We start from the raw sequence: 25,259 nt of genomic DNA on the forward strand, positions 1-25,259 counted from the left end.
GATGTCGGGACCGGGACCGGGACCGGGACCGGCGCCACCGGCCGCCCCGGCGGTGCGCGGCGCACCGGACGCCGACGAGTTCCGTCGGGTGATGGGGCGGTACCCCACCGGCGCGGTGGTGGTCGCCACGATGCTCGCCGGTCGGCCGTACGGCATGGCGGTGAACTCGTTCACCTCGGTGTCCCTCGACCCGATGCTCGTTCTCTTCTGCGTGCATCGGTCATCGCGGACCTGGGGGGCGCTCCAGGCCAGTGGACGGTTCGCGGTCAGTGTGCTCGCCGCCGACCAGGCCCCCGTCTGCCGGGTGTTCGCCACTCCGGGCGCGGACCGCTTTGCCTCGCTGCCCTGGGCAACGAACGACTCCGGCCAGCCGGTGCTGGGCGGGGCCGTGGCCTGGCTCGACTGCGTGATCACCGCGGTGGTCGACGGCGGCGATCACGAGGTGGTGTTCGGCGCGGTACGGTCCGCGCACGACCGTCCGGACGGCGGTCCGCTGGTCTGTCACCGGGGTGAGTTCACCGGCCTGTCGGAGCCGTGACCGCGGCGGACACCACGGCCATGGTCCCGGCCGGGTTGTTCAGGCAGGAGGAGTGCCCACCGGGGAACTTTCCGCTCTGACGGCGGGGACACGGTCCGCCTCCGCCACCCGGGCCAGGTTCAGGCCTTCCCGAAGACGAGGACGGCGTTCTGGCCGCCGAAGCCGAACGAGTTGCTGATCGCCACGTGCACCGGGGCGTGCCGGGACGCCCTGGCCACCACGTCGACGGTGATCTCCGGATCCTGACGTTCCAGGTTCGCGGTGGGGGGAATGGTGTCGTGCTGTACGGCGAGCACGGTGAGGGCGGCCTCGATGGCGCCGGCGGCGCCGAGCGTATGCCCGATCACGCCTTTGGCCGAGGTTACGGCGGGGCGGGGGCCGAGGGTCCGGGCGATGGCGGCGGCCTCGGTCCGGTCGTTGGCCGGGGTCGATGTGCCGTGCGCGTTGACGTGGTCCACGTCGGACGGGGTTATGCCGGCGTCGGTGAGCGCGGTACGGATTGCCCGGGTGACGCCCCGCCCACCGGGCTCTGGCGCCGTCGCGTGGTACGCATCGGCGCTGGCACCGTAGCCGAGTAGGCGTGCCCGTACCCGGGCACCGCGGGCCCGGGCGTCCGTGGCCCGTTCCAGGACGAGTACGGCGCTCCCCTCACCCAGAACGAAGCCGTCCCGGTCCGCGTCGAAGGGGCGCGAGGCGGCGGCCGGGTCGTCGACCCGGGTGGACAGTGCGGTCATCTGGGCGAAACCGGTGAGGATGAGCGGGCTGACGCCGGCCTCGCTGCCGCCGGTGACCACCACGTCGCAGGCGCCGCTGTGCAGCAGGGCGCGGGCCGTGCCGATGGCGGTGGCTCCGGAGGCGCAGGCGCTGGCGGTAACGAAGTTCGGGCCGGTGGCCCGAAGCGCGATGCCGACCTGCCCGGCGACCATGTTCGGCACCAGCATCGGGATCAGCAGGGCGGAGACCGTCGGCGGGCCGCCGCCGAGCAGGTTCTTGTGCTGGGTCTCCCAGGTCGCTACCCCGCCGAGACCACACCCCAGCACCACGCCCACCCGCGCGCCGTCCCAGGTGGCCGAGTCCAGCGCGGCGTCGGCGATGGCCTCCCGCGCGGCGACCAGGGCCAGCTGGACGAAGCGGTCGTACTGCCAGGAGCGACGGCCTACCGCCCTGCGGGGCTCGAATGCGGGCACCCGGCAGGAGAAGGTGACGGGCAGATCGGCCAACTCCGGGTCGGTCCGCGCGGTGGAGGCGCCTGCGCACACGCCCCTCCAGGTGGCGTCGACGCCGATCCCGGCCGGGGTCACCAACCCCAGACCGGTCACCGCGAGGTCGCCACCGGTCATGCCGGCGTCGCCAGGCGGGCGTCGATCAGCTGCGCCGTCTCGGAGATCGTGCTGTGTGGGGTGGCGTCCCGTTCGTCGAGCTTCACGCCCAACTCCTGCTGTACGACGAGACCGAGCTCCACCAGGAACAGGGAGTCCAGTTCCAGGTCCTCGAACGTGACGTCCGGGCCGACCTCCTCCGGCTCGACCTCGAAGCGGGTGATCAAGATGTCGACAAAGCGGTCATAGGTGGTTGCGGTCATGCGTGCGCTCCTCGTTCTCAAGGACTGGTCGCGGCCAGCCCCGGGTAGGTCAGTGACGGCCAGGTGAGGGCGACCGACCCCCAGGACAGTCCACCGCCGAAGGCGGTCAGCACCAGCCGGTCGCCGGTGCGTAGGGAGCCCGCGGCGAGAGCGTCGGCGAGGGCCAGGGGGATCGACGCGGCTGCGGTGTTGCCGACGCGGGCGATGTTGCTGACCGCGCGGGCCGGGTCGAGGCCGAGGTCCTCGGCTAGGCGGTGCAGGATGCGGCTGTTCGCCTGGTGGCTGACCAGGTGATCGAGATCCGCGGCGCGCCAGCCGGCGCGGTTCAGTACGGTTCGGGTGGAGGCGGCCATCCGGAGCGCGGCGTGCCGAAACACCTCCCGGCCATCCATTGTGAAGTAGTGCTCCTCGGGTGGCACGGGCTGACCGGAGAGCCGCTGCCGGGACCCACCGGCGGGTATCGCGATCAGCCCGCTGTGCTCGCCGTCGCTGCCCAGGTCGAAGGGGCCCACGCGGCCCGGCTCGTCCGGGTCTCCGCTGGTCAGCACCACCGCCGCCGCGCCGTCGCCGAAGATCACGGCGGTGGTCCGGTCGAGCGGGTTGAGGATGCTGGAGAAGGTCTCCGCCGCGATCACCAGGACCCGGTCCACGATGCCTGCCGCGATCATGCCCGCGGCGTTGGCCAGGGCGTAGACGAAGCCAGCGCAGACCGCCATAACGTCGTAGGCGCCGACGTTACCCAGTCCGAGTCGCCAGGTGACCTCGGGCGCGATGCCCGGACAGGGGCGATCCGGTGTGGTGGTGGTGACCACCACGGCATCCACCTCGGACAGCTCGGCGTGTGCCAGGGCCCGGGCACCGGCGCGGACGGCTAGATCGGAGGTGGCGGAGCCCGGCTCGGCGAGATATCGCTGGCCGATGCCGGTACGCAGCCTGATCCACTCGTCCGACGTGTTCAGCTCGGCGGGGAGGGCGCTGTTGGGCACGCGGCGTGGCGGCAGCCAGCTGCCGATTCCCCGAAGGACCGCTACGCGGGTCATGCCGTTCCTCCTCCTGCGCCGGTGTCGGCCGGTCGTGTCCGATCGCCGGTTCCGGTGGTCCCACCTTCCCGACGGAAGCTGAAAGTGCACTGACGCCGTACTGACGGGCGGGTCGGTCGGTGCCGTCTCAGCACCCGTGAGCTCCGTTGCTGAGGCTGCGGAACCGCCAGCGGCTCACGGCGGGGCGGATAACGACCGGTGGTCGTGGCAGTGCCCTGCCGCGTCCGGTCTCGCCCCCAGCCGGCCCGCGCGTCGGCGGGGCTCGAGACCACGCGGCGCCGGTCAGGCAGCGGCCTCGAAGGCGCGCAGGGCGGGATCCCGGAGCAAAATCTCGAGGTACCGCTTCTGGAGCCGGTCACCGGGGTCGAGGCCGATGTCCCGGGTCAGACGCAGTCGGAGGCGGTGGTAGGCGTTCACCGCGTCGACCTGTCGCCCACACCGGTACAGCGCCACCATGAGTAGCTCGGTGAAGCGTTCCCGCAGTGGGTAGCGGGCGGTGAGCTCCTCCAACTCGGGCACCACGGTCCGGTCCTCGCCGAGGGCGAGGCGGGCGGCGATCAGATCCTCGTTCGCCATCAGTCGGTTCTCGTCCAGCCAGCAGGCGGCCGCCCGGCAGGCGGGGCCAGGGCCGGCGTCGAGCAGCGCCGGGCCGTGCCAGAGCCGCAAGGCCTCCTCCAGCAGCGCGACCGCCCGCCGTGGATTCTCCGCCCGGGTCGCGGCACCGAGAGCAGCCAACTGCCGGAACCGGTTGGAGTCCAGGGCCTCCGGGGGAAGGTCGAGCTGGTAGCAGGTGCCGATCGTCCGGATGAGTGATCCCCTCGCCCCATGATCGCGTCCGCCGTCAAGGAGCCGACGGAGTCGAGTGATGTGCGCCTGGAGGGCGTTGCGGGCGTTACCGATCGGCTGGTCGGGCCAGAGCTCGTCAACGAGCCGGTCCGAGGTCACGAGCCGGCCCGCGTCGAGGGCCAGCAGCGCGAGTGTCGTACGGACCTTCTCGCCTCGCACCGGCTGGCGACCGGCCTCGGTGATGATGGCGATCGGGCCGAGAACAGACAGTTGCATTTCGCCCCCGAGGGTGGTCGATTCGCCGTGCCGCACCTGTCGACGGCGACGTGGCCAAGCGTTTCAGCAATGCCGCATCGAGATCTTTAAACAATTAAGCCAGTTTCGGCACAAGCGTTCTTGCGGGGTTGGTGGAAGTTTTACTTGACCCGGCGTCCGGTGTCAATGGAAGTGTCGGCAGGTGGGCGCGACGATGATATTGATAGACCGGACATAGAGGCTGTAAGGTGTGTATCGAGCGGTAGCTATCTGATCAGAATGACTCGTGCTACTCCGGCTCGGCAGGGCCGTGCTGGACGGGCGATTGGTTGGCGGATGTCTCCCTTCCGACCCGCAACCTCGGGTTTTCCCTAGTGCTGAAGCTGGTGTCGGTTGGCCTATGCTCGCTCCTGTCGGTGAACGGTTCGATCGCTTCTCGGGAATTCGTATTTTCGAGTCGACTCGAGCTGGCTCCAGAGGCGATGACAAAGACGGAAGGTCTGCCATGGCAACCGGCTCGACGCCAACCCGTACTGTCGCAAAACCATTGCCAGACCATTTCATGGTGTTGCTGGACGGTGCCGCCTACGGCGAAGTGCGGTCGAATGACTTCCTCCACGACCACTTCGCCCGGGTCAAGGGAAAGAACGCAAACAGTTCCCTGGCCGGCCGGTACACGACGGTGGGTCTCGCCGGACGCGAGACCCTGCTGGAACTGTTCGGTGCCCCCGTGCCCGGTCCCCGGCCGGTGACCGGTGGACTCGTCTTCTCGTTCCCGCGGGTCGGCTCGGCGCTCGAGGCCCGGCGACTGCTCGCCGAGGAGTATGGGGTCAGCTCCCACCACGAACTCGTCCGGCGAACCGAGCCGGGCAAACCCGACGGCCGCCCCTGGTACCACCTGGTCAGCGTCGACCTCGGCGCGGACAGCCCCGTCGTGCTCTTCCTCAACGAGGTGACCCCCGAGTACTACGCCACCCTCGGCGCCCGGCCCGGGCCCGACGGAGAGCTGAGCCGCGCCGCGTACCTCGACGGGGTGCTCGGACCGTCGTCCGGCCCGGAGACGTTGATGGCCGACATCGCCGGCGCCACCCTACGGTTGCGCCCGGAACGCGTCCGGCGGGTGGCCACCGTGCTCGGCGCGCTCGGATACGCCCACGACAGCGACGGCGCTGACACCATGGTCCACGACGGCAGCCTCCGGTTACGGCTACGCCCGGACGACACCGCGGTTGAGGGGCTGACCGAGGTCGAGGTCGCCCTCACCGCCACTGTGGACGCGGCTGAGCATCACTTCGGCGCGACCTGCCGGCTGGCTGTCGGGCCCGACGACCGGGCCCGGTGGAGCTTCACCCCGGTCGATCCCGCGGAGCTACGGCGGTGAGCGGCCTCGACGGCACCGCCGACCGTGACCTGTCGGGCGCCACCGGACACGTGCCCAGCCACCGCCGGCTCCTCGCCGCAGCCCGGAGCACGCCGGAGGCGGTGGCGCTGGAGTACCGCGACGAGCGGGTCAGCTACGCCGACCTGGACCGGCGCTCAGCGCGGCTGGCTGTGCTGCTGAGCCGACAGGGGGTGGGCCGCGGCAGCGTCGTGGCGGTGGCGCTCGAGCGCTCACCCGAGCTGGTGGTGACGATCCTCGGGGTGCTCCGGGCCGGAGCGGTCTGGGTGCCGTTGGATCCGGCGTACCCGGCCGAGCGGTTGGCGCACATGGTGACCGACTCCGGCGCGCGGGCGTTGGTCGCCACGGCGGCCACGGCCGCCGCGCTGCCGCCCACCGCGGCGATCCGGCTGGACCCGGGGGCCGGCGCCGACGGGACGCCGCCGGACCCGGCCACCGGCCCGGACGACCTGGCCTACCTGATCTACACCTCCGGCTCCACCGGACGCCCCAAGGGTGCCTTGCTCACCGACGGCGGTCTGGCCAACCTGTGCCGGGCACAGGCCGAGTTGCTCGCCGTCCCGCGGCAGGCCCGGGTGCTCCAGTTCGCACCCGCCAGCTTCGACGCCTCCGTCTTCGAGCTGGCCATGGCGCTGGCCGCCGGGGCGACACTGGTGCTCACCCCACGGCCGGCCATCGCACCCGGCCCCGACCTGGCCGCCACCCTCCGCGAGCTGCGGATCACCCACGTCACGCTGCCACCTTCGGTGCTCGCCACCCTCCCGGCCGGCGAGGAACTGCCCGACCTGCGAATGTTGGTGAGCGCGGGGGAGCCGTTGCCGGTGGCGCTGGCCCGTCGGTGGGCACCGGGCCGCATCATGATCAACGCTTACGGCCCCACGGAGACAACCGTCTGGGCGACCGCCACCACGGTCTCCCCCAAGGACAGTCGACCCGGCATCGGAACGGCGATCCACGGCGTGTCCGTGCACGTCGTGGATGCGCACCTGCGGCCGGTGCCCGACGGGGAGCCGGGCGAACTACTCATCGGCGGGGCCGGGGTGGCCCGGGGATACCACGGGGCGCCCACCCTGACCGCCGAACGGTTCGTGCCCGACCCGTTCACCGGCTTGCCCGGCGCGCGCCTCTACCGCTCCGGCGACCTGGTCCGGCGTGCCCCGGACGGCGGGCTGACCTTCCTGGGCCGCCTCGACGACCAGGTCAAGCTGCGTGGCTTCCGGATCGAGCCGGACGAGGTCACCGCCGTGCTCCGGGAACATCCGGCGGTCCGGGACGCGGCCGTGGTGGTCCGTGACGACGCCGGCGGCCCCCGCCTGGTGGCGTACGCCGTCGGCGACGAGCCACGACCGGAGCCGCTGGTCGCATACCTCGCCGCCCGGCTGCCGGCGTACCTGGTGCCCTCAGCCGTGGTGGCGCTGGATGAGCTGCCGTTGACTCCCAGCGGCAAGGTGGACCGGGCCGCGTTGCCCACGCCCGACCGGAGCAGCGCCGGTATCACCACCCATCGGGTGGCTCCCCGCTCCGCCACCGAGACCACCCTGGCCGCCCTGGTCGGGGAGCTGCTGGGGCTCGGCGAGGTCGGGGTGACCGACGACTTCTTCGCGCTTGGCGGGCACTCGCTGCTGGCCGGGCGGCTGGTCGCGCGGATCCGAGCCGAGCTGGGACGCGAGGTGCCGCTGTCGGCTTTTCACCGCGCACCCACCGTCGAGGCGCTCGCCGAACTGGTGGACGCGGGCGAGCCGCCCGGACTTCCGCCGCTGGTGCCCACCGACCGCACCCGCCCCCTCCCATTGGCGTACCCACAGGAGCGGATCTGGTACCTGGAGCAGCTGTCGCCGGGCAACCGGGCCTACCACGCCCAGGCGACCCTGCGGCTGCGCGGTCCGCTGGATCAGGACGTGCTGCGGGCCGCGTTGAACGAGCTGGTCCGCCGGCACGAGATCCTGCGTACCGCCTTCGTGGATGAGGGCGCCGGCCCGGAGCAGCGGATACATCCGCCCCTGCCGGTGAAGCTGCCGGTGACCGACCTGTCGCACCTGCCTTCGGCGCAACGGGAGGAGGTGGCGGAGCGGCAGGTGGCCAGGTTCCTCACGGAGCCGTTCGCCCTGCGCCATCCACCGCTGGTCCGATGGGCGCTCATTCGCCACGACCAGGACGACCACACCCTGGTCCACGTCGAACATCACCTCGTCCACGACGGCTGGTCGTACGCGGTCTTCCTGGACGAGTTGGGCGTCGTGTACGCCGCGCTGGCGCAGGGCCGCCCGGTGCCCCTGCCCGGGCCCCCACAGTACGCCGACTTCGCCCGGTGGCAGCGCTCCTGGCTGCGGGACGAGGTGCTGGACCGGCAGGTGGAGCGTTGGGCGGCGGAGCTGGCCGGAGCTCCCGCGGCGTTGGCTTTGCCGACCGACCGACCGCGGCCGTCGGTGCAGAGCTTCGCCGGCGACGCGTTCCGGGTGGACCTGCGCGTCGACCTGTGCCGACGGTTGCGCCGGTTCAGCCGCGAGCACGGAGTCACCCTCTACCCGACCATGCTCGCCGGTTTCGCCGCCCTGCTGTCCCGCCACAGTGGGCAGGAGGACCTGGTCATCGGTAGCGGGGTGGCCAACCGGCGGATCGCCGCGATTGAGCGGATGCTGGGCATGGTCGTCAACACCCTGCCGCTGCGGATCGATCTGAGTGGCCGCCCCGGATTCGCGGAACTGGTCCGCCGAACCCACGACATGGCGGCCCGGATGTACGAGTGGCAGGACGTCCCGTTCGACCGGCTCGTCCGGCGGCTGGCGCCGGAGCGGGACCTGTCGCGTAACCCCCTGTTCCAGGTGATGTTCAGCTTCCACGACTCGGCGCTGCCGCCGCCCCGGTTCGCCGGGCTCACCGGCACCGTGCTGGAACGGCACAACGGTTCGGCCAAGACCGACCTCAACATCGTGGTGCTGCCCCGCGACGAGCAGCTGGCCGGTCACGGCCCGCGGGACGACGCTGCCCCCATCACCCTGATCTGGGAGTACGCCACCGACCTGTTCGACGCCGACACGATCCGTACGTTGGTCGACCGCTACCAGCGGCTGTTGGCGGCGGCGATGGCCGCGCCGGACCGGCCGGTGGGACAAACGCCGCTGCTCACCGCCGAGGAGACGGACCGGCTACTCACCGCCGGCCGCGGGACCCGGACCGCGTTCGGGGCGGACCGCAGCATCCCGGAGGTCTTCGCCGACCAGGTCGCCGCTCGCCCGAACGCGCCCGCCCTGACCGACGGCGAGACCACCCTGACCTACGCCGAGCTGGACACCCGCGCGGAGAAGCTGGCCCGTCGCCTGCGCGACCGCGGGGTCGGGCGCGACACACCGGTGGGTGTCCTCCTGGAGCGGGGCCCCGAACTGGTGACCGTCCTGCTGGCGGTGCTCAAGGCCGGCGGCGGGTACGTTCCCCTCGATCCCGGCTACCCGGTGGGCCGGCTGGGCTGGATGTTGGCCGACTGCGGGGCAGCGGTGGTGGTGTCCCGGCGGGCGTTGGCCAGCCGACTGCCCGACTCGGCCCGGGCCGACCTGGTGCTGCTCGACCGGGTCGACGAGCCGGCGGAGGCGTCGAGGCGGCCGGCGGCCGTGCCGACGAGCCTGGCGTACGTGCTCTACACCTCCGGTTCCACCGGGCGGCCCAAGGGCGTGATGGTGGACCACCGGGCCGTGCTGCGGCTGGTGCGGGCCACCGACTACGTGCGGTTCGGGCCGGGGGAGCGGTTCGCGCAGGTCGCCGATGCGTCGTTCGACGCGTTGACCTTCGAACTGTGGGGCGCACTGCTGCACGGCGGGACGGTCTGCGTGGTGCCGAAGGAGGCGATGCTCACTGCCGGAGGGCTCGGCGAGTGGCTGCGTCGGTACGGCGTAACCAGCATGTTCCTCACCTCGGCGCTGTTCAACGAGGCGATGGCCACCCACCCGGACAGCTTCGCCGGGGTGACGAACCTGCTCGTTGGAGGGGAGGCGCTCCACGCCGAGCGGGTCCGGCGGCTACTGCGCTCGTCCGCGCGGCCCCGGCGAGTGCTCAACGGGTACGGACCGACCGAGACGACGACCTTCGCCGTCGTGGGCGAGATCGACGACGTGCCCGACGAGGCGACCACCGTCCCGATCGGACGCCCCATCGCCAACACCACCGCGTACGTGCTGGACCGGCACCTCGCACTGGTGCCCACGGGCGTGACCGGGGAGCTGTACCTGGGCGGCCCGGGGGTGGCCCGTGGGTACGTCGACCGGCCCGGTCTGACCGCGGAGCGTTTCGTGCCAGACCCGTTCGCCGGTGCCGGCAGCCGGCTCTATCGCACCGGGGACCTGGTTCGCTGGCGGCCCGACGGCAGGCTGGACTTCCTCGGCCGGGCGGACGACCAGGTCAAGATCCGGGGATTCCGGATCGAGCCGGGTGAGGTGGAGGCGGCCCTGGTGAACCACCCGGCGGTGGCCGGTGCGGTGGCGACCGTGGTCGGCGACGGCGGTGGCCAGCGGCTGGTGGCCTTCGTGACGGCGGCGGGCGCGGCCCCGTCCCCGGCAGCGCTGCGCGAATTCCTCGCTGAGCGACTGCCGCCGTACCTGGTGCCAGCGCGCATCGTCGCGCTGCCGGCGCTGCCGCTCAACGCGCACGGCAAGGTGGACCGCGCGGCGCTCCCGGTTGCCGAGCTGGGCCACGCCGCCACCGTCGCCGACAGCACCCCGCCGACCGGGCCGACAGAGCAGTCGATCGCGCAGCTCAGCGCCGCCCTGCTCGGAGTGGAGCGGGTGGGCCGCCACGACGACTTCTTCGCCCTCGGCGGGCACTCGCTGCTGGCCATGCGCCTGGTCACCTTGACCAACCAGGAGTTCGGCCGAGGCGTGCCACTGCGTGCCTTCCTGGAGCGACCCACCGTCGCCCACCTCGCGTCGGTGGTCGACGCGGCGGACCGGTTGCGGACGGCGGCCCCGGAGATCCGGCAGTCCGCCCCGCGCGCCGCGCAACACCTGCTCGACAAGGTCGATGAACTCTCCGACGAGCAGGTGGAACGCCTGCTCGCCGACTTGGCGGAAGGCGAGGCGAACTGATGACCGACACCGTCCCGCCCGCCGACGGTAGCTCTGCCCGTCGGGCGTTGCTCGCCGAGCGACTACGGCAGCGGGCGCGGCGCAGCCACCCGTTGTCGTACCCACAGCAGCGGTTGTGGTTCCTCGACCAGCTCGACCCGGAGAATCCGGTCTACAACATCCCGCTCGGCTGGCGGGTCAGCGGCCCGCTGGACGTGCCGGCCCTGGAATGGGCGCTCACCGAGCTGGTCCGCCGGCACGAGGCGCTGCGCACGGTCTTTCGCACCGTTGACGGCCAGCCTCGTCAGGTGGTAGCGCCCGCCGCTCCGATCCGGATCGCCGTGGCCGACGTTGACGACGACGAGGAGATGGCGCGACGGGAGGCCCGGACCGGGTTCGACCTGACGACCGGGCCGCTGCTCCGGGTCACCCTGCTGCGCGTCGGCCCCACCGAACACCGGCTCTGCCTGACGGTCCACCACATCGCCTGCGACGGCTGGTCGATCCGGGTGCTGGAGCGGGAGATCTCCGCGCTGTACCGCCTGGCCGTTGACGGGACACCCGCGGGCCTTGACGAGCCGGTGACCCAGTACGCCGACTTCGCCGAGTGGCAGGTCGCCGAGCTGCGCGACGGCGGGCCGCGGGAGGTGATCGCCTACTGGCACCAGCGGCTGCGCGGAGTGCCGGACGTCGCCAGCCTGCCGACGGACCGGCCGCGGCCGCCGACCCAGACCTACCGGGGCGGGCACCTGTCCGTCGACCTGCCGGGCGCGGCGGCGGTCGCGGCGGTGGGCCGGCCGGTGGGGGCGACACCCTACGCCGTGCTGCTGGCGGCCTTCGCGGTGCTGGTCCGGACGCACACCGGCGGCAACGAGGTGGTGGTCGGCTCCCCGGTCGCCGGGCGTCTCCGTCCGGAGCTCGACGGGCTGGTCGGCTTCTTCGCCAACACACTCGTGCAGCGGCTGGACGTGACCGGGCGGCCCACGTTCCGGGAACTGGTGTGTCGGGCCCGGGACGAGTCGCGGGCCGCGGTGGCCCACCAGGAGCTGCCGTTCGAGCTGCTGGTGGAGCAGCTGCATCCGAACCGGGACCTGGCCCACAACCCGCTGTTCCAGGTGCTGTTCAGCTACCACGAGGCGGACCCGCGCGGGCTGGAGCTGACCGGTGCCCGGGTACGACCGGTGCCCGGTGACAGCGGCACCGCCAAGTTCGACCTGAGTGTCAGTGTGACCCGGGTCGACGACGTCCTGTCGGCCCGCATCGAGTACAGCGAGGACCTGTACGAACGCGGCACCGCAGGTCGGCTGGCCGACGGGTTTCGTACTGTGCTGGCTGCCGGGATCGCCGACCCGGACCTGCCGATCGACGACCTGCCGGTGCTGACCCCCGACGAGCGGCGGCGGATGCTCGTCGACTGGAACGACACCGCCGCGGCCCAGCCGCCGGACACCCTGGTGCACGAGTTGTTCGCCCGGCGGGTCGCCGAGACGCCGGGCCTGCCGGTGCTGCGCGAGGCCCGGCAGGCCCCGGAGGAGGCCCTGACCTACCGACAGCTCGACGAGCGGGCCGAGCGGCTGGCGGCGCGGCTGCGCGCGGTGGGGGTCGGACCGGACGTCCCCGTCGGGGTGTTCCTCGACCGCGGCGTCGATCTGGTGGTCACCCTGCTCGGCATTCTCCAGGCCGGCGGGGCCTATCTGCCGCTGGATCCGACGTACCCGGTGGGGCGGCTGTCGTTCATGGTGGCGGACTCCGGCACGCCCGTGGTGGTCACCCACTCGGGGCTGGGCGGCCGGCTTGAGCCGCTGCCGGTGCCCCGGCTGCTGCTGGACGACGTGGTGGAGGCCACGCCCGGTGCGCCCGCCGTGCGCCCACGCCCGGAGAACCTGGCGTACCTGACCTACACCTCTGGCTCCACCGGGCGACCCAAAGGGGTCCTGGTGACACACCGCAACGTCGGCAATTTCTTCGTCGGCATGGACGCGGTGCTGGGTGCCGGGGAGCCGGGTACCTGGCTCGCCGTCACCAGCGTCTCCTTTGACATCTCGGTGCTGGAGCTGCTCTGGACCCTGGCCCGGGGGCACCGGGTGGTGCTACGGGCGGATGAGCGGCAGGGGCACGAGGGGGCGGTGCCGGCGGAGGTGCAGGCCCGGCACGTCGACTTCAGCCTCTTCTACTTCGGCGGCGACGACGGCGCCGACCCGGCCGACCGCTACCGACTGCTGCTCGACGGCGCCCGGTTCGCCGACCGCAACGGCTTCGCCGCCGTCTGGACCCCGGAACGGCACTTCCACGAGTTCGGCGGGCTGTACCCGAACCCGGCGGTGACCGGGGCGGCGGTCGCCGCCGTGACCGAGCGGGTGGCCGTGCGGGCCGGAAGCGTCGTCCTGCCGCTGCACGACCCGCTGCGGGTGGCGGAGGAGTGGGCGGTGTTGGACAACATCTCACACGGTCGGGCCGGCATCTCCATCGCCTCCGGCTGGCAGCCAACCGACTTCGCCCTCGCCCCCGAGCACTACGCCGACCGCAAGGCGCGCATGGTGACCGCGCTCGCCGAGGTGCGGCGGCTGTGGGCCGGTGAGACGGTGACCCGACGTGGCGGCACCGGGGCCGAGGTGCGGGTCGGCACCCACCCCCGGCCGGTGCAGGAACGGTTGCCGGTCTGGGTGACCAGCGCCCGCAACGTGGAGACCTTCGAGCTGGCCGGTCAGCTCGGCGCGGGGCTGCTCACCCATCTGCTGGGGCACACCGTTGAGGAGCTGGCCGGCAAGATCGAGGCGTACCGGCGGGCGTGGCGCGCGGCGGGGCACGACGGGGACGGCCACGTGGCGCTGATGGTGCACACCTTCGTCGACCCGGACACCGAGCGGGTGCGGAAGCTGGTCCGTGAGCCGCTCAAGGCATATATCCAGTCGTCGTTCGACCTGCTCTCCGGCCTGGGGGCGGCGCTCGGCCGGCCCGGAGACTTCCGGGACCTCCCCGCCGACGAGCTGGCCGAGCTGGTCGAGCGGGCCTTCGACCGCTTCTTCGACACCGCGGCCCTGCTCGGCGCGCCGGAGCGCTGCGCCGACACGGTCGACCGGCTCAAGCGCATCGGCGTGGACGAGATCGCCTGTCTGGTCGACTTCGGCGTGCCGCACGGGGAGGTGCTCGCCAGCCTGGAGCACTTGGCCGGCGTACGGCGGATCGTGACGGCCCGGCGGGCCGCCGCACTCGACGACGAGCCGATCGGCGACCAGCTGCGTCGCTGCGGCATCACCCACCTGCAGTGCACCCCGTCCCTGGCCGGGGTGCTCGCCGACGATCCGCCGTCCCGGGCCACGTTGGGTGACCTGCGCCACCTGCTGGTGGGTGGGGAGGCGCTGCCGGCCCCGCTGGCGGCGAGCCTGGCCGCCGCCGTGCCCGGGAGCGTGCACAACATGTACGGTCCGACCGAGGCCACTGTCTGGGCCACCACCGACCCGGTGCGCCCCGACGGCGGGCCGGTGACCATCGGGCGCCCACTGGCCAACACCCGGGCCTACGTCGTTGACGCGCGGCTGCGGCCGGTGCCGCTCAACGCCCCCGGCGAGCTGTTGATCGGGGGGGAGGGGGTGGCGCGCGGCTACCACCGGCAGCCCGGTCTGACCGCCGAGCGGTTCGTACCCGACCCCTACCGGGCCGACGGGAGCCGGCTCTACCGCACCGGCGACCTGGCTCGCTGGCGGCCCGACGGCAGGCTGGAGTTTCTCGGCCGGATCGATGCCCAGGTGAAGATCCACGGGCACCGGATCGAGCTCGGTGAGATCGAGAACGTGATCGCCGCGCACCCACAGGTGCGCAGCGCGGTCGTGCTGGTCCGGGGTGAGGGGGCGCACGCGACGCTGGTGGCCTACTGCGTACCGGCGGCCGATTCCGACCCGCAGCCGGAGCACGTTCGCACGTTCGCCCGGGAGAGCCTGCCGGAGTACATGGTGCCGGCCCGGGTGGTCCTGCTCGCGGCGCTGCCCGTGACCCCGAACGGGAAGGTCGACCGGGGACGGCTGCCCGACGGCCTCGAGGAGCGGACGACCGCGTACCGGCCGCCGCGGACGGACCTGGAACGCATCATCGCCGACGTCTGGGCGGAGCTGCTCGGCCGTGACCGGATCGGCGCCGACGACCACTTCTTCAGCGTGGGCGGCAACTCGCTGCTCGCGGTCCAGGCGCGCAGCCGGCTGCTGGCCCGCGGGGTCGCCGGGGTGTCCCTGGTGGACATCTTCCGGTATCCCACCCTGCACGAGCTGGCGGCCTCGCTGACCGCCGGTACGGATGCCCTGGACGAGGAGCTGGACCAGGTCCGGCGGTCGGCCGATCGCCGGACCGCTCGGTACGCCGCCACCGCCCGCCACCGTCGAGAGCGGAGCAGTTGATGACCGAGGAGTACGACGGCGCGGAGCCGATCGCGATCGTCGGGATGGCGGCCCGGGTGCCCGGCGCCGAGGGGGTCGACCCGTTCTGGGCGGCGATGCGCGACGGCGTCGAGTCGATCTCCCGGTTCGACCGGTCGGAGTTGCTGGCCGCCGGCGTGGAGGCACAGGCGCTGGACGCGCCCGACTACGTTCCCGCCGCCGCGGTGATCGACGACGCGGACGCATTCGACCCGGACTTCTTCGGCCTCACCGCCCGTGAGGCCGAGGTGCTGGACCCGCAGCAGCGGGTGCTGCTGGAATGCGCCTGGACGGCGCTGGAGGACGCCGGGCACCATCCCGCGGGGACCCGGGGGCAGATCGGCGTCTTCGTCGGCACGTTCATGAACAAGTACCTGGCCGCGAACCTGGGTACGAACCCGCGGTTCATGCGGTCCCCGATGGCGCCGGCCGCGCGAATCTTCAACGACAAGGACTTCCTCGCGACCCGGCTGGCCTACCTGTTCGACCTGGACGGGCCGGCCTGCACGGTCCAGACGGCCTGCTCGACCTCGCTGGTGGCGGTCCACCTGGCCTGCCAGTCGTTGCTCAGCTACGAGTCGGACCTGGCGCTGACCGGCGGGGTCACGGTCAACCTGCCGCTGCGGGCCGGCTATCCGGTGGTCGACGGCGGCCTGTTCAGCGCCGATGGGCACTGCCGCCCGTTCGACGTCGCCGCCTCGGGCACCGTACCGGGCAACGGTGCGGTGGTGCTGCTGCTGCGTCGGCTCGCGGACGCGGTCGAGGACGGTGACCACGTCTACGCCCTCATCCGCGGCACCGCGGTCAACAACGACGGGCGGAACAAGGCCGGGTTCACCGCGCCCAGCGTTCACGGGCAGGCGAAGGTGGTCGCCGCGGCCCAGGCCGTCGCCGGTGTCGACGCCGGATCGATCGGTTACCTGGAGGCGCACGGCACCGCCACCGCCGTCGGCGATCCGATCGAGGTGGCGGCCCTGACGCGGGCGTTCCGCGCCGGCACCGATCGGCGCGGCTACTGTGCCCTCGGCTCGGTCAAGGCCAACGTGGGGCACCTCGACGCGGCGGCCGGGGCGGCCGGGCTGATGCGCGCCGCGCTGGCCCTGCGGCACCGACAGATCCCACCGAGCGTGAACTTCACCGCGCCCAACCCCGAACTGTGCCTTGCCGAGAGCCCGTTCTACGTGCCGACCCGGCTCACCCCGTGGGCGCCCGGTCCGCAGCCGCGCAGAGCCGGGGTCAGCTCGTTCGGGGTGGGCGGCACCAACGCGCACGCGGTGCTGGAGGAGGCGCCGGCACGAGTCGCGACCACCAACGGCCGGCCGTGGCAGGTGCTACCGCTGTCTGCCCAGAGCCGGGCGGCCCTGGACCGGCTCACCGAGCGGCTCGGCGCACACCTGGCGGCCCATCCCGAGCTGGACCTCCCCGACGTGGCCTTCACACTCCAGGATGGGCGGCGTACCCACGAGGTGCGCCGGATCGTGGTGGCGGGGGACAGCGCCGACGCGGCGGCGGTCCTCGGCGGCGCAGAGCCGGGGCGGCTGCACACCCGGACCGGCGACCGGGACCGTCGGGCGGTCTTCGCATTCCCCGGCGGCGGCTTCCAACACCAGGAGATGGGCCGGGACCTCTACCGCACCGAGCCGGTCTTCCGCGCCGAGGTGGACCGCTGCGCGGAGTTGCTGCGGCCCCGGCTCGACGTGGACCTGCGTGCCGTGCTGTACCCGTCGCTGACCGGAGCGGCGCGCCGACGTCGGAGCCTCGGCCGTGCCGCCGGGCCGGTCGCAGTCTCCGCCCTCTTCGTCACCGAGTACGCCCTGGCGAGCCTCTGGCAGGCCTGGGGGGTACGGCCCGTCGGCATGATCGGGCACAGCCTCGGCGAGTACGTCGCCGCCTGTGTGGCCGGGGTCTTCGACCTGCCCGACGCCCTGGAGATCACCCTGGCCCGGGGTGAGCTCTTTGCCCAACTGCCCCCGGGCCGGATGCTGACGGTGGCCGCGCCGGTCGAGGAGGTGGAGCCGCTGCTCGACGAGCGGCTGTCGGTCGCCGCCGTCAACGGGCCTCGGCTCACCGTCGTCGCCGGACCGGACCTCGACATCGACCGGTTCGCCGCCGAGCTGGTCGGGCGGGCGGTGGAGTGCAGCCGGATCAACGTGCCGGTGGCGAGCCACTCCTGGATGGTCGAGCCGTACCTAGACGTATTCACCCGCCGGGTGAAGGCGCTGCGCCCGCGGGCGCCACGGATCCCGTTCGTGTCCTGCGTGACCGGCGCCTGGATCACCGCGGAGGAGGCCACCGACCCGCACTACTGGGCCCGGCACCTGCGGGAGCCGGTCCGCTTCGGCGCCGGCTTGCGCACGGCGCTCGCCGAGCCCGACCGGCTGCTGTTGGAGGTCGGGCCGGGGGAGGGGTTGACCGCCCTGGCCTCCACCGCCGGGCTGGTACCGATGCCCCAAGCGATCTCGTCAATGGGGCACCCGCGCGCGCCGGAGCCGGAACTGGCCCACCTCGCCGGGGCCCTCGGCCGGCTGTGGCAGGCCGGGGTCGAGGTGGACTGGCGGGCGGTGCACGGCCAGGACCGGCCGCAGCGCGTCAGCCTCCCCGGATACCCCTTCCAACGCCGCCGGTACTGGATCTCCCCGGGGCACGCCGTCCACACCGAGTCCGACGAACCGCAGGAGCCGGCCCGCACCGAGGACATCGGGCCCGACGACCACCTTCCGCCGCGCACCGAGCGGGAACGTCAGGTGGCCGCACTCTGGTCCGACCTGCTGGGCGTCGACCGGATCGGGGTGGACGTGGACCTGTTCTCCCTGGGCGCCCACTCCCTCATGATCACTCAGGCGGCCCGGGAACTGCGCCGGCTCAGCGGCCGAGACATCACCGCTCGCCAGGTGCTCCAGACGCCGACCGTCGCGGCACACGCCGCGCTGGCCGACGGGCGGGCCGTCGACCCGGCCATGGCCGCCGGTGACGACCTGGCTGCGGACGTCGTGCTCGACCCCGCGATCACCGCCGCCGGACTGCCCGCACCCTGGTCCGGTCCGCCCCGAACAGTGCTGCTCACCGGCGCTACCGGCTTCGTCGGGGCGTTCCTCTGCGCCGAACTGGCCGAGCGCACCTCGGCGCAGATTCGGTGCCTGGTCCGGGCCGCTGATCCGGCTGAGGGCGCGGAACGGCTGCGGGCTGCCCTGGAATCGTACGGGCTGCGGTGGCCGGGCGCCGAGCGGATCTACGTGATCCCCGGCGACCTGAGCCTTCCGCGGCTGGGGCTCGCCGCCGAGGAGTACGCGCGGCAGGCCACCGAGCTCGACGTCATCTACCACTGCGGAGCCCAGGTCAACTTCGTCCGCCCGTACCGGTTCCTGCGGGCCACCAACGTCCGCGGCACCGAGGAGGTGCTCCGGCTGGCCACCACCACCGTGCTGAAGCCGGTGCACCACATCTCCACGCTGGCCGTACTCGCCGGCGCGGTGGCCACCGGCGTGTCGGAGGTCCGGGAGGACGACCCCCTGCCGCCGCCCGTCGGGCACGACACCGCGTACAGCCAGAGCAAGTGGGTGGCCGAGGGGCTGGTGGGGCTGGCCCGGGAACGCGGCGTTCCGGTCTCGGTCTACCGGGCCGGGGCGGTGCTGCCCGACAGCCGAACCGGGGCGGCCAACCGCGAGGACTACGTGACCAAGGTGATCCAGGGTTGCGTCGAGCTGGGCGCCGCCCCGGCTCGCCGATACGAACTGGCGGTGGCCAGCGTCGACCACGTGGCGCGGCTGGTGGTCGGGCTCTCGGTCCGGCCCGGGAGCCGGGGAGCGACCTTCCACACCGTGCACCCGGTGCCGCTGGCCTGGAACACGATTTTCGCGCAACTCCGTCGCTGTGGTCACCAGGTGCGGTCGTTGAGCTGGGACGACTGGCGGGCGGAGCTGACCAGGGCGGTCGAGGAGGACGACGCGGCGAACGCGCTCGCCCCACTGATGGCGATGCTGGGCGAGGTGGCGGACCGGGACATGCCCCGGATGGACTGCGGCAACGTGCTGGCCGGTCTGCCCCCCGAGGCATCGCGGGCACCCGACCTTGACGAGCCCTTCTTCGACAAGATGTTCGGCCACTTCGTCCGGGCGGGCTGGTTGCCAGGCCCGCAGCAATCGGCGCCCGAGGGGGAGGAGCCCCGTCCATGACCACGCTGCTCACCGGTGCGACGTTGATTGACGGTTTGGGAGGTGAACCCGTGCCCCGCGCCGACGTGCTCGTCAACGGCGATCGGATCCACGCCGTGGGGGAGCAACGTCCGCCCGCCGACGCCGACGTGCTGGACCTGAGCGGGCTCACCCTACTGCCCGGGCTGATCGACGCTCACGTACACCTCGGCTACTCCAGCGAGATGCGTGCCATGCTCAGTGCGGAGCTGTCGGTAGCCGAACGGGCGGCGGACATTTTCCGCAACCTGCGCGAGACCCTGGAGAGCGGCTTCACCACGGTCCGCGACTGCGGTGGAATCGACCACGGCGTGCTGCGAACCGTGGGGCGTGGCCTCGTGCCCGGGCCGCGGATTTGGGCGTCGGCGTCGCCGTTGACCCAGTGCGGGGGGCACGGTCACCTCGGCTCGCCGTTCCTGCCGCCGGACGCGCAGTTCCACTTCCGGGTCCGAGGCCTCACCGCGGTGGGGCGGATCTCCGATGGGCCGGACGAGGTGCGCAGGGCCGCCCGGGAGTGCTTTCGGCAGGGCGCGTCGTTCCTCAAGATGTCGGTCACCGGCGGAGTGGTGTCCATCGCGGACGATCTCTCCGACACCCAGTTCACCCTCGGTGAGATCGAGGTGGCCGTCCAGGAGGCCGCCGCCCGGAACACGTACGTGACGGTGCACGCACACAACGTTCACGGGATCCGCAACGCGGTGCGCGCCGGAGTCGGCTGCGTGGAGCACGGCACCGGCATTGACGAGCCGACGGCGGCCATGATGGCCGACCGGGGCGTGCACCTGGTGCCGACGCTGACCATCGCCCGGTCGTTGCTGGACGACTTCGCGCAGCACGGGCTGCCCCCGCAGATCCGGGATCGGGTGGGCGACACCGAGCAGGGGATGGTCGACGGGATGTTGGCTGCCCGGGCGGCCGGGGTGCTGGTCGGCTCGGGTTCGGATCTGATCGGCCCCGACCAGCGGGGCCGCGGCCGGGAGGTCGCCCTGAAGGCGGCAGTTCTAGGGCCGATGGCGGCGATCATCTCGGCGACCTCGGTCAACGCCCGGATCATGCGGATTGACGGGCAGGTCGGTTCGGTCGAGGTGGGCAAGCTGGCCGACTTGGTGGCGGTCGACTTCGATCCGCTGGTGGAGCCAGCGGCGTTTGGCGACCCGGAACGGGTCGTGCTGGTGGTCAAGGGCGGCCGGATCGTCAAGGACGTCCGCAGGTGAGCGCGGCCGACGAGAGGGAGGACGGACAGGTGGACGAGGAGCGGTACGTCGTGGTCGTGAACGACGAGGAGCAGTACTCGATCTGGGAGGACGGCGCTCCCGTGCCCGGCGGCTGGACCCCGACCGGGTTCACCGGTGATCGGTCGGCGTGTCTGGCGCACATTGATGCGATCTGGACGGACCTGCGTCCGCGCAGCCTGCGGGTGGCCGCGGAGCAGGCGTGAGCGCACCGTCACGGACGGGTCGCCCGACCGCGACGCCGGACACCTCCGGCGCGGCGACCAGCTCCACCGGGCCGGCGGCCTCGGCCGGCGGTCGGTCCGCGGATCCGCCGGCCGCACCGGGGTCCGCAAATCCGGCGGTGACGACCGCGGAGCGGATCGCCGACCTGCGTAGCCGTCGGGAGCAGGCGCGACAGCCCGGGTCGGCCCGGTTGGCCCGCCGACTGGTGGCCCTGGGGCGGATGACCGCCCGGGACCGGATCGAGCACCTGCTGGACGAGGGTTCGTTCGTGGAGACCGATCGGCTCGCCCGACACCGGGCGCGGCACTATGGCATCGAGGCGGACCGCCCGTACGGCGACGCAGTGGTTACCGGCTACGGCACTGTCGACGGACGGCCCGTCTGCGTGTACGCGCAGGACGGCAGCACGCTCTCCGGCAGTGTCGGGGAGGTCTTCGGCGAGAAGGTGGGCAAGCTGCTAGAACTGGCGGTGCAGACGGGCTGCCCGGTGGTCGGTATCAACGACTCGAGCGGCGCCCGCCTGCAGGAGGGGGTACTTGCGCTCGCCGCGTACGGCCGGGTGGCCCGCCGGGTGGTCGGTGCCTCCGGGGTGATCCCGCAGCTTTCACTCATCATGGGCGTCTGCGCCGGCGGCGCGGTGTACACGGCGGCGGCGACGGATTTCGTGGTGATGGTGGAGCGCACCGCCCACATGTTCGTCACCGGACCGGCGGTGATCCGAGCGGTCACCGGCGAGGACATCGGTTTGGAGGAGCTCGGCGGGGCGCGGGTGCACACCGAGCGCACCGGCAACGCCCACTACCTGGCGACCGACGAGCAGGACGCCATCGACTACGTCCGCGAGCTGCTCGGCTACCTGCCCTCGAACAATCTCGACGAGCCGCCCGCCCTGCCGGTGGTTTCGGATCCGGAGGTCACCGGGGCAGACCTCGTCCTCGACCGGATCATCCCGGACGCACCGGAGCGCGGGTACGACATGCGGGCGGTCATCACCCACCTGGTCGACGACGGCGAGCTGCTGGAGGTGCATGACCGGTTTGCACGCAACCTGCTGTGTGGGTTCGCGCGGGTCGACGGCCGCACGGTCGGTGTCGTGGCGAACAACCCCCAGTGGCTGGCGGGCGCGCTGGACATCGACGCCTCCGAGAAGGGTGCGCGTTTCGTCCGTTTCTGCGATGCCTTCAGTGTCCCGCTGCTCACCCTCGTGGACGTGCCCGGCTTCTTGCCCGGAGCCGCGCAGGAGCACCATGGCATCATCCGACGCGGGGCGAAGCTCGGGTTCTCCTACATCGAGGCCACCGTCCCGAAGGTCACCGTCATCGTCCGCAAGGCGTTCGGCGGCGGGTACGCGGTCATGGGCGCGAAGGAACTCGGCGCGGACCTCTGCGCGGCCTGGCCGACCGCCCAGATCGGCGTGATGGGGGCGGCCAGCGGGGTGGGCCTGCTCTGTCCTCGGGAGCTCGCCGAGGCGGACGGGACGGGCCGGCAGGCGTTGTACGAGGAGTACGAACAGCGATTGGTCAGCCCGTACATTGCGGCCGAGCGGGGCAGCGTGGACGACGTGATCGTGCCGTCGGAGACCCGGGTGTGGGTGCAGCGGGCCTTCCGGACGTTGCGCACGAAGCGGGTGGTGTCCCCGCCCCGCAAGCACTCCAACATCCCGCTGTGATCAGTCCGCCACGCACAGGGCGACGGCCACCCGTGAGGTCACGTTGAGCTTGGTGAAGATGTGCGCCAGGTGCATCTCGACGGTCTTCTCGGTCACGAAGAGCCGTTGGGCGATGTGGCGGTTGGTCAGCCCCTCGCTGACCAGCGTGGCGACCTGACGTTCGCGTCTGGTCAGGGAGGCGACTCCGGCCTGCTGCAGGTGGTGCCGGCGGCGGGGGACGCGGGCGGCGAGTCGTCGGCGTTCCAATCGGGCCTGTTTCAGGTACGTCACGGCGCCGCACTCCCGGAATGCCAACTCGGCGGCCTTGAGGTCGGCGGCGGCCCGCTCGAACTGCCCCTCAACGGCGAGCACGGTTCCGCCGACCAGCACGGCACGGGCGGCGTCGAGCACCAGGCCTGCGTCGTTCAACGTGGCCGCGGCGCGCTCGGACAGGGGGTACGCGTCGGCGTTACCCCGGGCCGCCGCGACCTGTGCGCGTGCCAACAGTGCCAGCCCGGTACGGCCGGACAGGCCCAGCGGCTCCGCCGTCTCTTCGGCCCGGTCGGCCCACGCCTGCGCGCTCTCGAGCTGACCAAGGGCCAGCGCGGCACGAGTCATGATCTCCGCCCACACCGGACGCGAACAGTGTTCGGTGCGGTCCAGCGACAGCCCGCCGGCCCGCTCCACGAGGGCGGTGGCAGCGGCCGGATCGTTCCCGACGACGTACGCGTCGGCCAGCATCCGGCGGGCGAGCATCGACTTCCATTGGTCGATGCCGGGTAGGTGGGCCTCGGCGGGACCAACGTGCGCCAGGCCGCCGTCGTCACCGGTCAACGCGCCGATCCACCGCTGCATGGCCAGGGCACAGGCGAGAAGCAGACCACTGCCGGAACGCTGGGCCAGGGCGAGCGCCTCTCGGGTAGCGTCGGTGGCCTCTCCCAACCGACCCCGACTCCGCAGGGCGATCACCTTGGCGAGGTAGAGCGGGTGCAGCACGAGGCTCTGCTCCGCTCGTGTCGCGGAGGCCAGCGTCCGCTCCAGGTGCCGGAGGCCGTTGTCCCAGCGTTCGAGCAGCACTTCACCCCAGACCACCGAGATGGCAGCCTGGTGACTCGCCGTGAACTCGCCGTTGAGCATGGCGTCCAGTAGGTTCGCGGCCTCGTCGAGGTGGCGGCCGGCGGCAGGCAGGTCGCCACGGGCGGCGTCGGCCATCGCCAGCAGACCCAGCGCCGCGGCCTGGTAGGGCCGCACGCGGTGGCGCTGGCTGCGGCGCAGCACCTGGACGGCGTTGGCCCGGCCCGCGTCGATCTCACCCGCGGCGAGTTCTCCGGAGGCCCGCTCGAACAGCAGGATGGCCCGGGCCATGCCATCCTGCTGGTGGGGGCTGCTCAGCTCCGCGCGCAGCAGTGCGTCGGCCTCTTCCCGGTGTAACAGCAGGCGCTCGATCAGCACGCAGAACGCCATCGCGCGGGCACGCCGGTCGGCCGGGGTCGCCGGCAACAGTTCCAGTGCCTCGTGCATGACCTCCCGGCTGGCCTCGAGCTGACCGTTGAGGCCGAGCGCCTCGGCCAGGCTGACCAGTAGGGTCGCTCGACGTCGGCGGTCGGTGTCGGCGGGTAGGATGCGCAGCGCGGCACGCAGCCAGGCCACCGACGAGGCGAGTGAGACGCGCCGGGCCGTGGCCGCGGCCCGTTCCAGCACCGCCACCGCGGCCAGGTCACCCCGTGGGGCGGCGTGCTGCAGGTGGTGGGCGAGGGCGGTGGCGCTGGCGCCGCGTCGCCGGAGCACCGCCATCGTCTGGGCGTGCAGCGCGATCCGCTGCCCCGGGCTGATGTCCTGGTAGAGGGCCTGGCACAGCAGGGGGTGCCGAAAGCCGTAGCGGCGTCCATCCCGGGTGGGGCGGACGAGATCGAGAGCGGTCAGCTCATCGAGGCGTTCGACGACGTCTTGCTCGTCGTGACCCGTCACCTCGGCCAGTAGGTCGGCGCTGAACGGCGCGCCGGCCACCGCCGCCGCGTGGGCGAGCTGGCGTGCCGCTCTCGACGCCTGCTCGACCTCGCCGAGCAGTCGGAGGTTGGTCGAGTTGAGTAGTTGCGGGCAGCCGGCGACAGTGGTCTGGCCTGGATGGTGTCCGAGCCGGGCCAGGGATTCCAGGTAGAGCGGGATTCCGTGACTGGCGTCGTAGAGCTCGCGGACGGTGGAGCGGCTGCGATCCCTGCCGATCAGCGCGGCGGCGTCGTCCTCGCTGATCGGACCGAGTCGCAGGTTGCGGATGGTCCTGCTGTCGGCCAACAGGGTGTGCAGGCGCAGCGGCGCCTGCCGCTGCCGGTAGGCCAGGACGACCACGAGGGGCAGCCGGGGCGTCTCGCGGACCAGCCCACCGATCAGCCGGGTGGTGTCATCGTCCGCGTGGTGGATGTCGTCGAGGAGCAGCAGGCTGGTGGGTGTGGCCGGGGCGCCGACCAGCCGCGCGAGTACCGCCTGGCTTGCCTGGTCGGGGTGGTGCGGCAGTGACCCGATGTCGGTGACCGAGCCGAACGGCGTCGGAAGGCCGGCCGTGCTGGCTTCGGCCGGCTGGTCGATGTCGGCCAGCGCCTCCAGCAGCGGCGCGTAGGAGGACCGGCGGTACAGCGGGTAGCCGCGTCCGGCGAGGACCCGGAGCCCCTGCTCTGTGCCGACGTGCCGGAACTCGGCGAGTAGCCGGCTCTTCCCGATGCCCGGGTCGCCGGTGACGACGAGAATCTGGGTTCGCCCCGCGCGGGCGCGGTCGAGGGCAAGCCGGAAGAGGTCGAGTTCCCCGCACCGGCCGACAAGGGGGCCGGCGGGGCCGAGACTCGTCGCCGCGTGATCGTCGGTGGCCGTGGAGAGTGCCGCGCCGAAACGGTGCACCATCGCCCCCTATCGCCG

Annotated in this window: 13 protein-coding genes; 8 read left to right on the top strand and 5 right to left on the bottom strand. The window is 72.5% G+C overall.

Annotation, left to right across the window (positions count from 1 at the left end):
• Position 1 precedes the first annotated feature (1 nt).
• On the top strand, positions 2 to 538 hold the full coding sequence (locus tag SALPAC4_RS0120855; protein ID WP_050564998.1) for a flavin reductase family protein: 537 nt from the start codon (positions 2 to 4) through the stop codon (positions 536 to 538).
• Positions 539 to 657: 119 nt separating this feature from the next.
• Here SALPAC4_RS0120855 and SALPAC4_RS0120860 read toward each other — a convergent pair whose 3' ends face one another.
• From SALPAC4_RS0120860 to SALPAC4_RS0120875, 4 genes are all read right to left on the bottom strand, one after another.
• Complete coding sequence (locus SALPAC4_RS0120860) at positions 658 to 1,878, bottom strand: beta-ketoacyl-[acyl-carrier-protein] synthase family protein (RefSeq protein WP_019872001.1); 1,221 nt, start codon at positions 1,876 to 1,878, stop codon at positions 658 to 660.
• Positions 1,875 to 2,120, bottom strand: coding sequence for an acyl carrier protein (locus SALPAC4_RS0120865; RefSeq protein ID WP_018731024.1), 246 nt, complete (start codon positions 2,118 to 2,120; stop codon positions 1,875 to 1,877). Before SALPAC4_RS0120865 ends, SALPAC4_RS0120860 begins: the two co-directional genes overlap by 4 nt.
• A gap of 17 nt (positions 2,121 to 2,137) precedes the next feature.
• On the bottom strand, positions 2,138 to 3,160 hold the full coding sequence (locus tag SALPAC4_RS0120870; RefSeq protein WP_019872002.1) for a beta-ketoacyl-ACP synthase III: 1,023 nt from the start codon (positions 3,158 to 3,160) through the stop codon (positions 2,138 to 2,140).
• A 282-nt stretch (positions 3,161 to 3,442) separates the two neighbouring features.
• On the bottom strand, positions 3,443 to 4,222 hold the full coding sequence (locus SALPAC4_RS0120875) for an AfsR/SARP family transcriptional regulator (RefSeq protein WP_027644930.1): 780 nt from the start codon (positions 4,220 to 4,222) through the stop codon (positions 3,443 to 3,445).
• 541 nt (positions 4,223 to 4,763) lie between these two features.
• Between SALPAC4_RS0120875 and SALPAC4_RS0120880 the strand changes: the two genes are divergently transcribed.
• Genes SALPAC4_RS0120880 through SALPAC4_RS0120910 form a run of 7 tightly spaced genes read left to right on the top strand, consistent with a single transcriptional unit; the run spans position 4,764 to position 22,373 of the window.
• Complete coding sequence (locus tag SALPAC4_RS0120880) at positions 4,764 to 5,582, top strand: DUF5829 family protein (protein ID WP_019872004.1); 819 nt, start codon at positions 4,764 to 4,766, stop codon at positions 5,580 to 5,582.
• Positions 5,579 to 10,672, top strand: a complete 5,094-nt coding sequence (locus tag SALPAC4_RS0120885) for a non-ribosomal peptide synthetase (RefSeq protein ID WP_019872005.1) — start codon at positions 5,579 to 5,581, stop codon at positions 10,670 to 10,672. The genes SALPAC4_RS0120880 and SALPAC4_RS0120885 overlap by 4 nt, the downstream gene beginning before the upstream one ends.
• Positions 10,672 to 15,039, top strand: coding sequence for a MupA/Atu3671 family FMN-dependent luciferase-like monooxygenase (locus SALPAC4_RS0120890; protein WP_019872006.1), 4,368 nt, complete (start codon positions 10,672 to 10,674; stop codon positions 15,037 to 15,039). The genes SALPAC4_RS0120885 and SALPAC4_RS0120890 overlap by 1 nt, the downstream gene beginning before the upstream one ends.
• Positions 15,039 to 19,229, top strand: coding sequence for a type I polyketide synthase (locus tag SALPAC4_RS25760; RefSeq protein WP_050564999.1), 4,191 nt, complete (start codon positions 15,039 to 15,041; stop codon positions 19,227 to 19,229). The genes SALPAC4_RS0120890 and SALPAC4_RS25760 overlap by 1 nt, the downstream gene beginning before the upstream one ends.
• Positions 19,226 to 20,461, top strand: coding sequence for a metal-dependent hydrolase family protein (locus SALPAC4_RS0120900; RefSeq protein ID WP_019872007.1), 1,236 nt, complete (start codon positions 19,226 to 19,228; stop codon positions 20,459 to 20,461). Before SALPAC4_RS25760 ends, SALPAC4_RS0120900 begins: the two co-directional genes overlap by 4 nt.
• The gene (locus SALPAC4_RS0120905; protein ID WP_019872008.1) at positions 20,458 to 20,685 is read left to right on the top strand and encodes an MbtH family protein; all 228 of its coding nucleotides are present in this window, start codon (positions 20,458 to 20,460) and stop codon (positions 20,683 to 20,685) included. Before SALPAC4_RS0120900 ends, SALPAC4_RS0120905 begins: the two co-directional genes overlap by 4 nt.
• Complete coding sequence (locus tag SALPAC4_RS0120910) at positions 20,682 to 22,373, top strand: acyl-CoA carboxylase subunit beta (protein ID WP_019872009.1); 1,692 nt, start codon at positions 20,682 to 20,684, stop codon at positions 22,371 to 22,373. Before SALPAC4_RS0120905 ends, SALPAC4_RS0120910 begins: the two co-directional genes overlap by 4 nt.
• Here the strand turns inward: SALPAC4_RS0120910 and SALPAC4_RS0120915 are convergent, their stop codons facing one another.
• A complete protein-coding gene (locus SALPAC4_RS0120915) occupies positions 22,374 to 25,244 on the bottom strand; it encodes an ATP-binding protein (RefSeq protein ID WP_019872010.1) in 2,871 nt (956 codons plus the stop codon). It abuts the gene before it with no gap.
• Between the last annotated feature and the right edge of the window lie 15 nt (positions 25,245 to 25,259).

The sequence above is a fragment of the Salinispora oceanensis genome (assembly GCF_000383575.1).
Lineage (GTDB): Bacteria > Actinomycetota > Actinomycetes > Mycobacteriales > Micromonosporaceae > Micromonospora > Micromonospora oceanensis.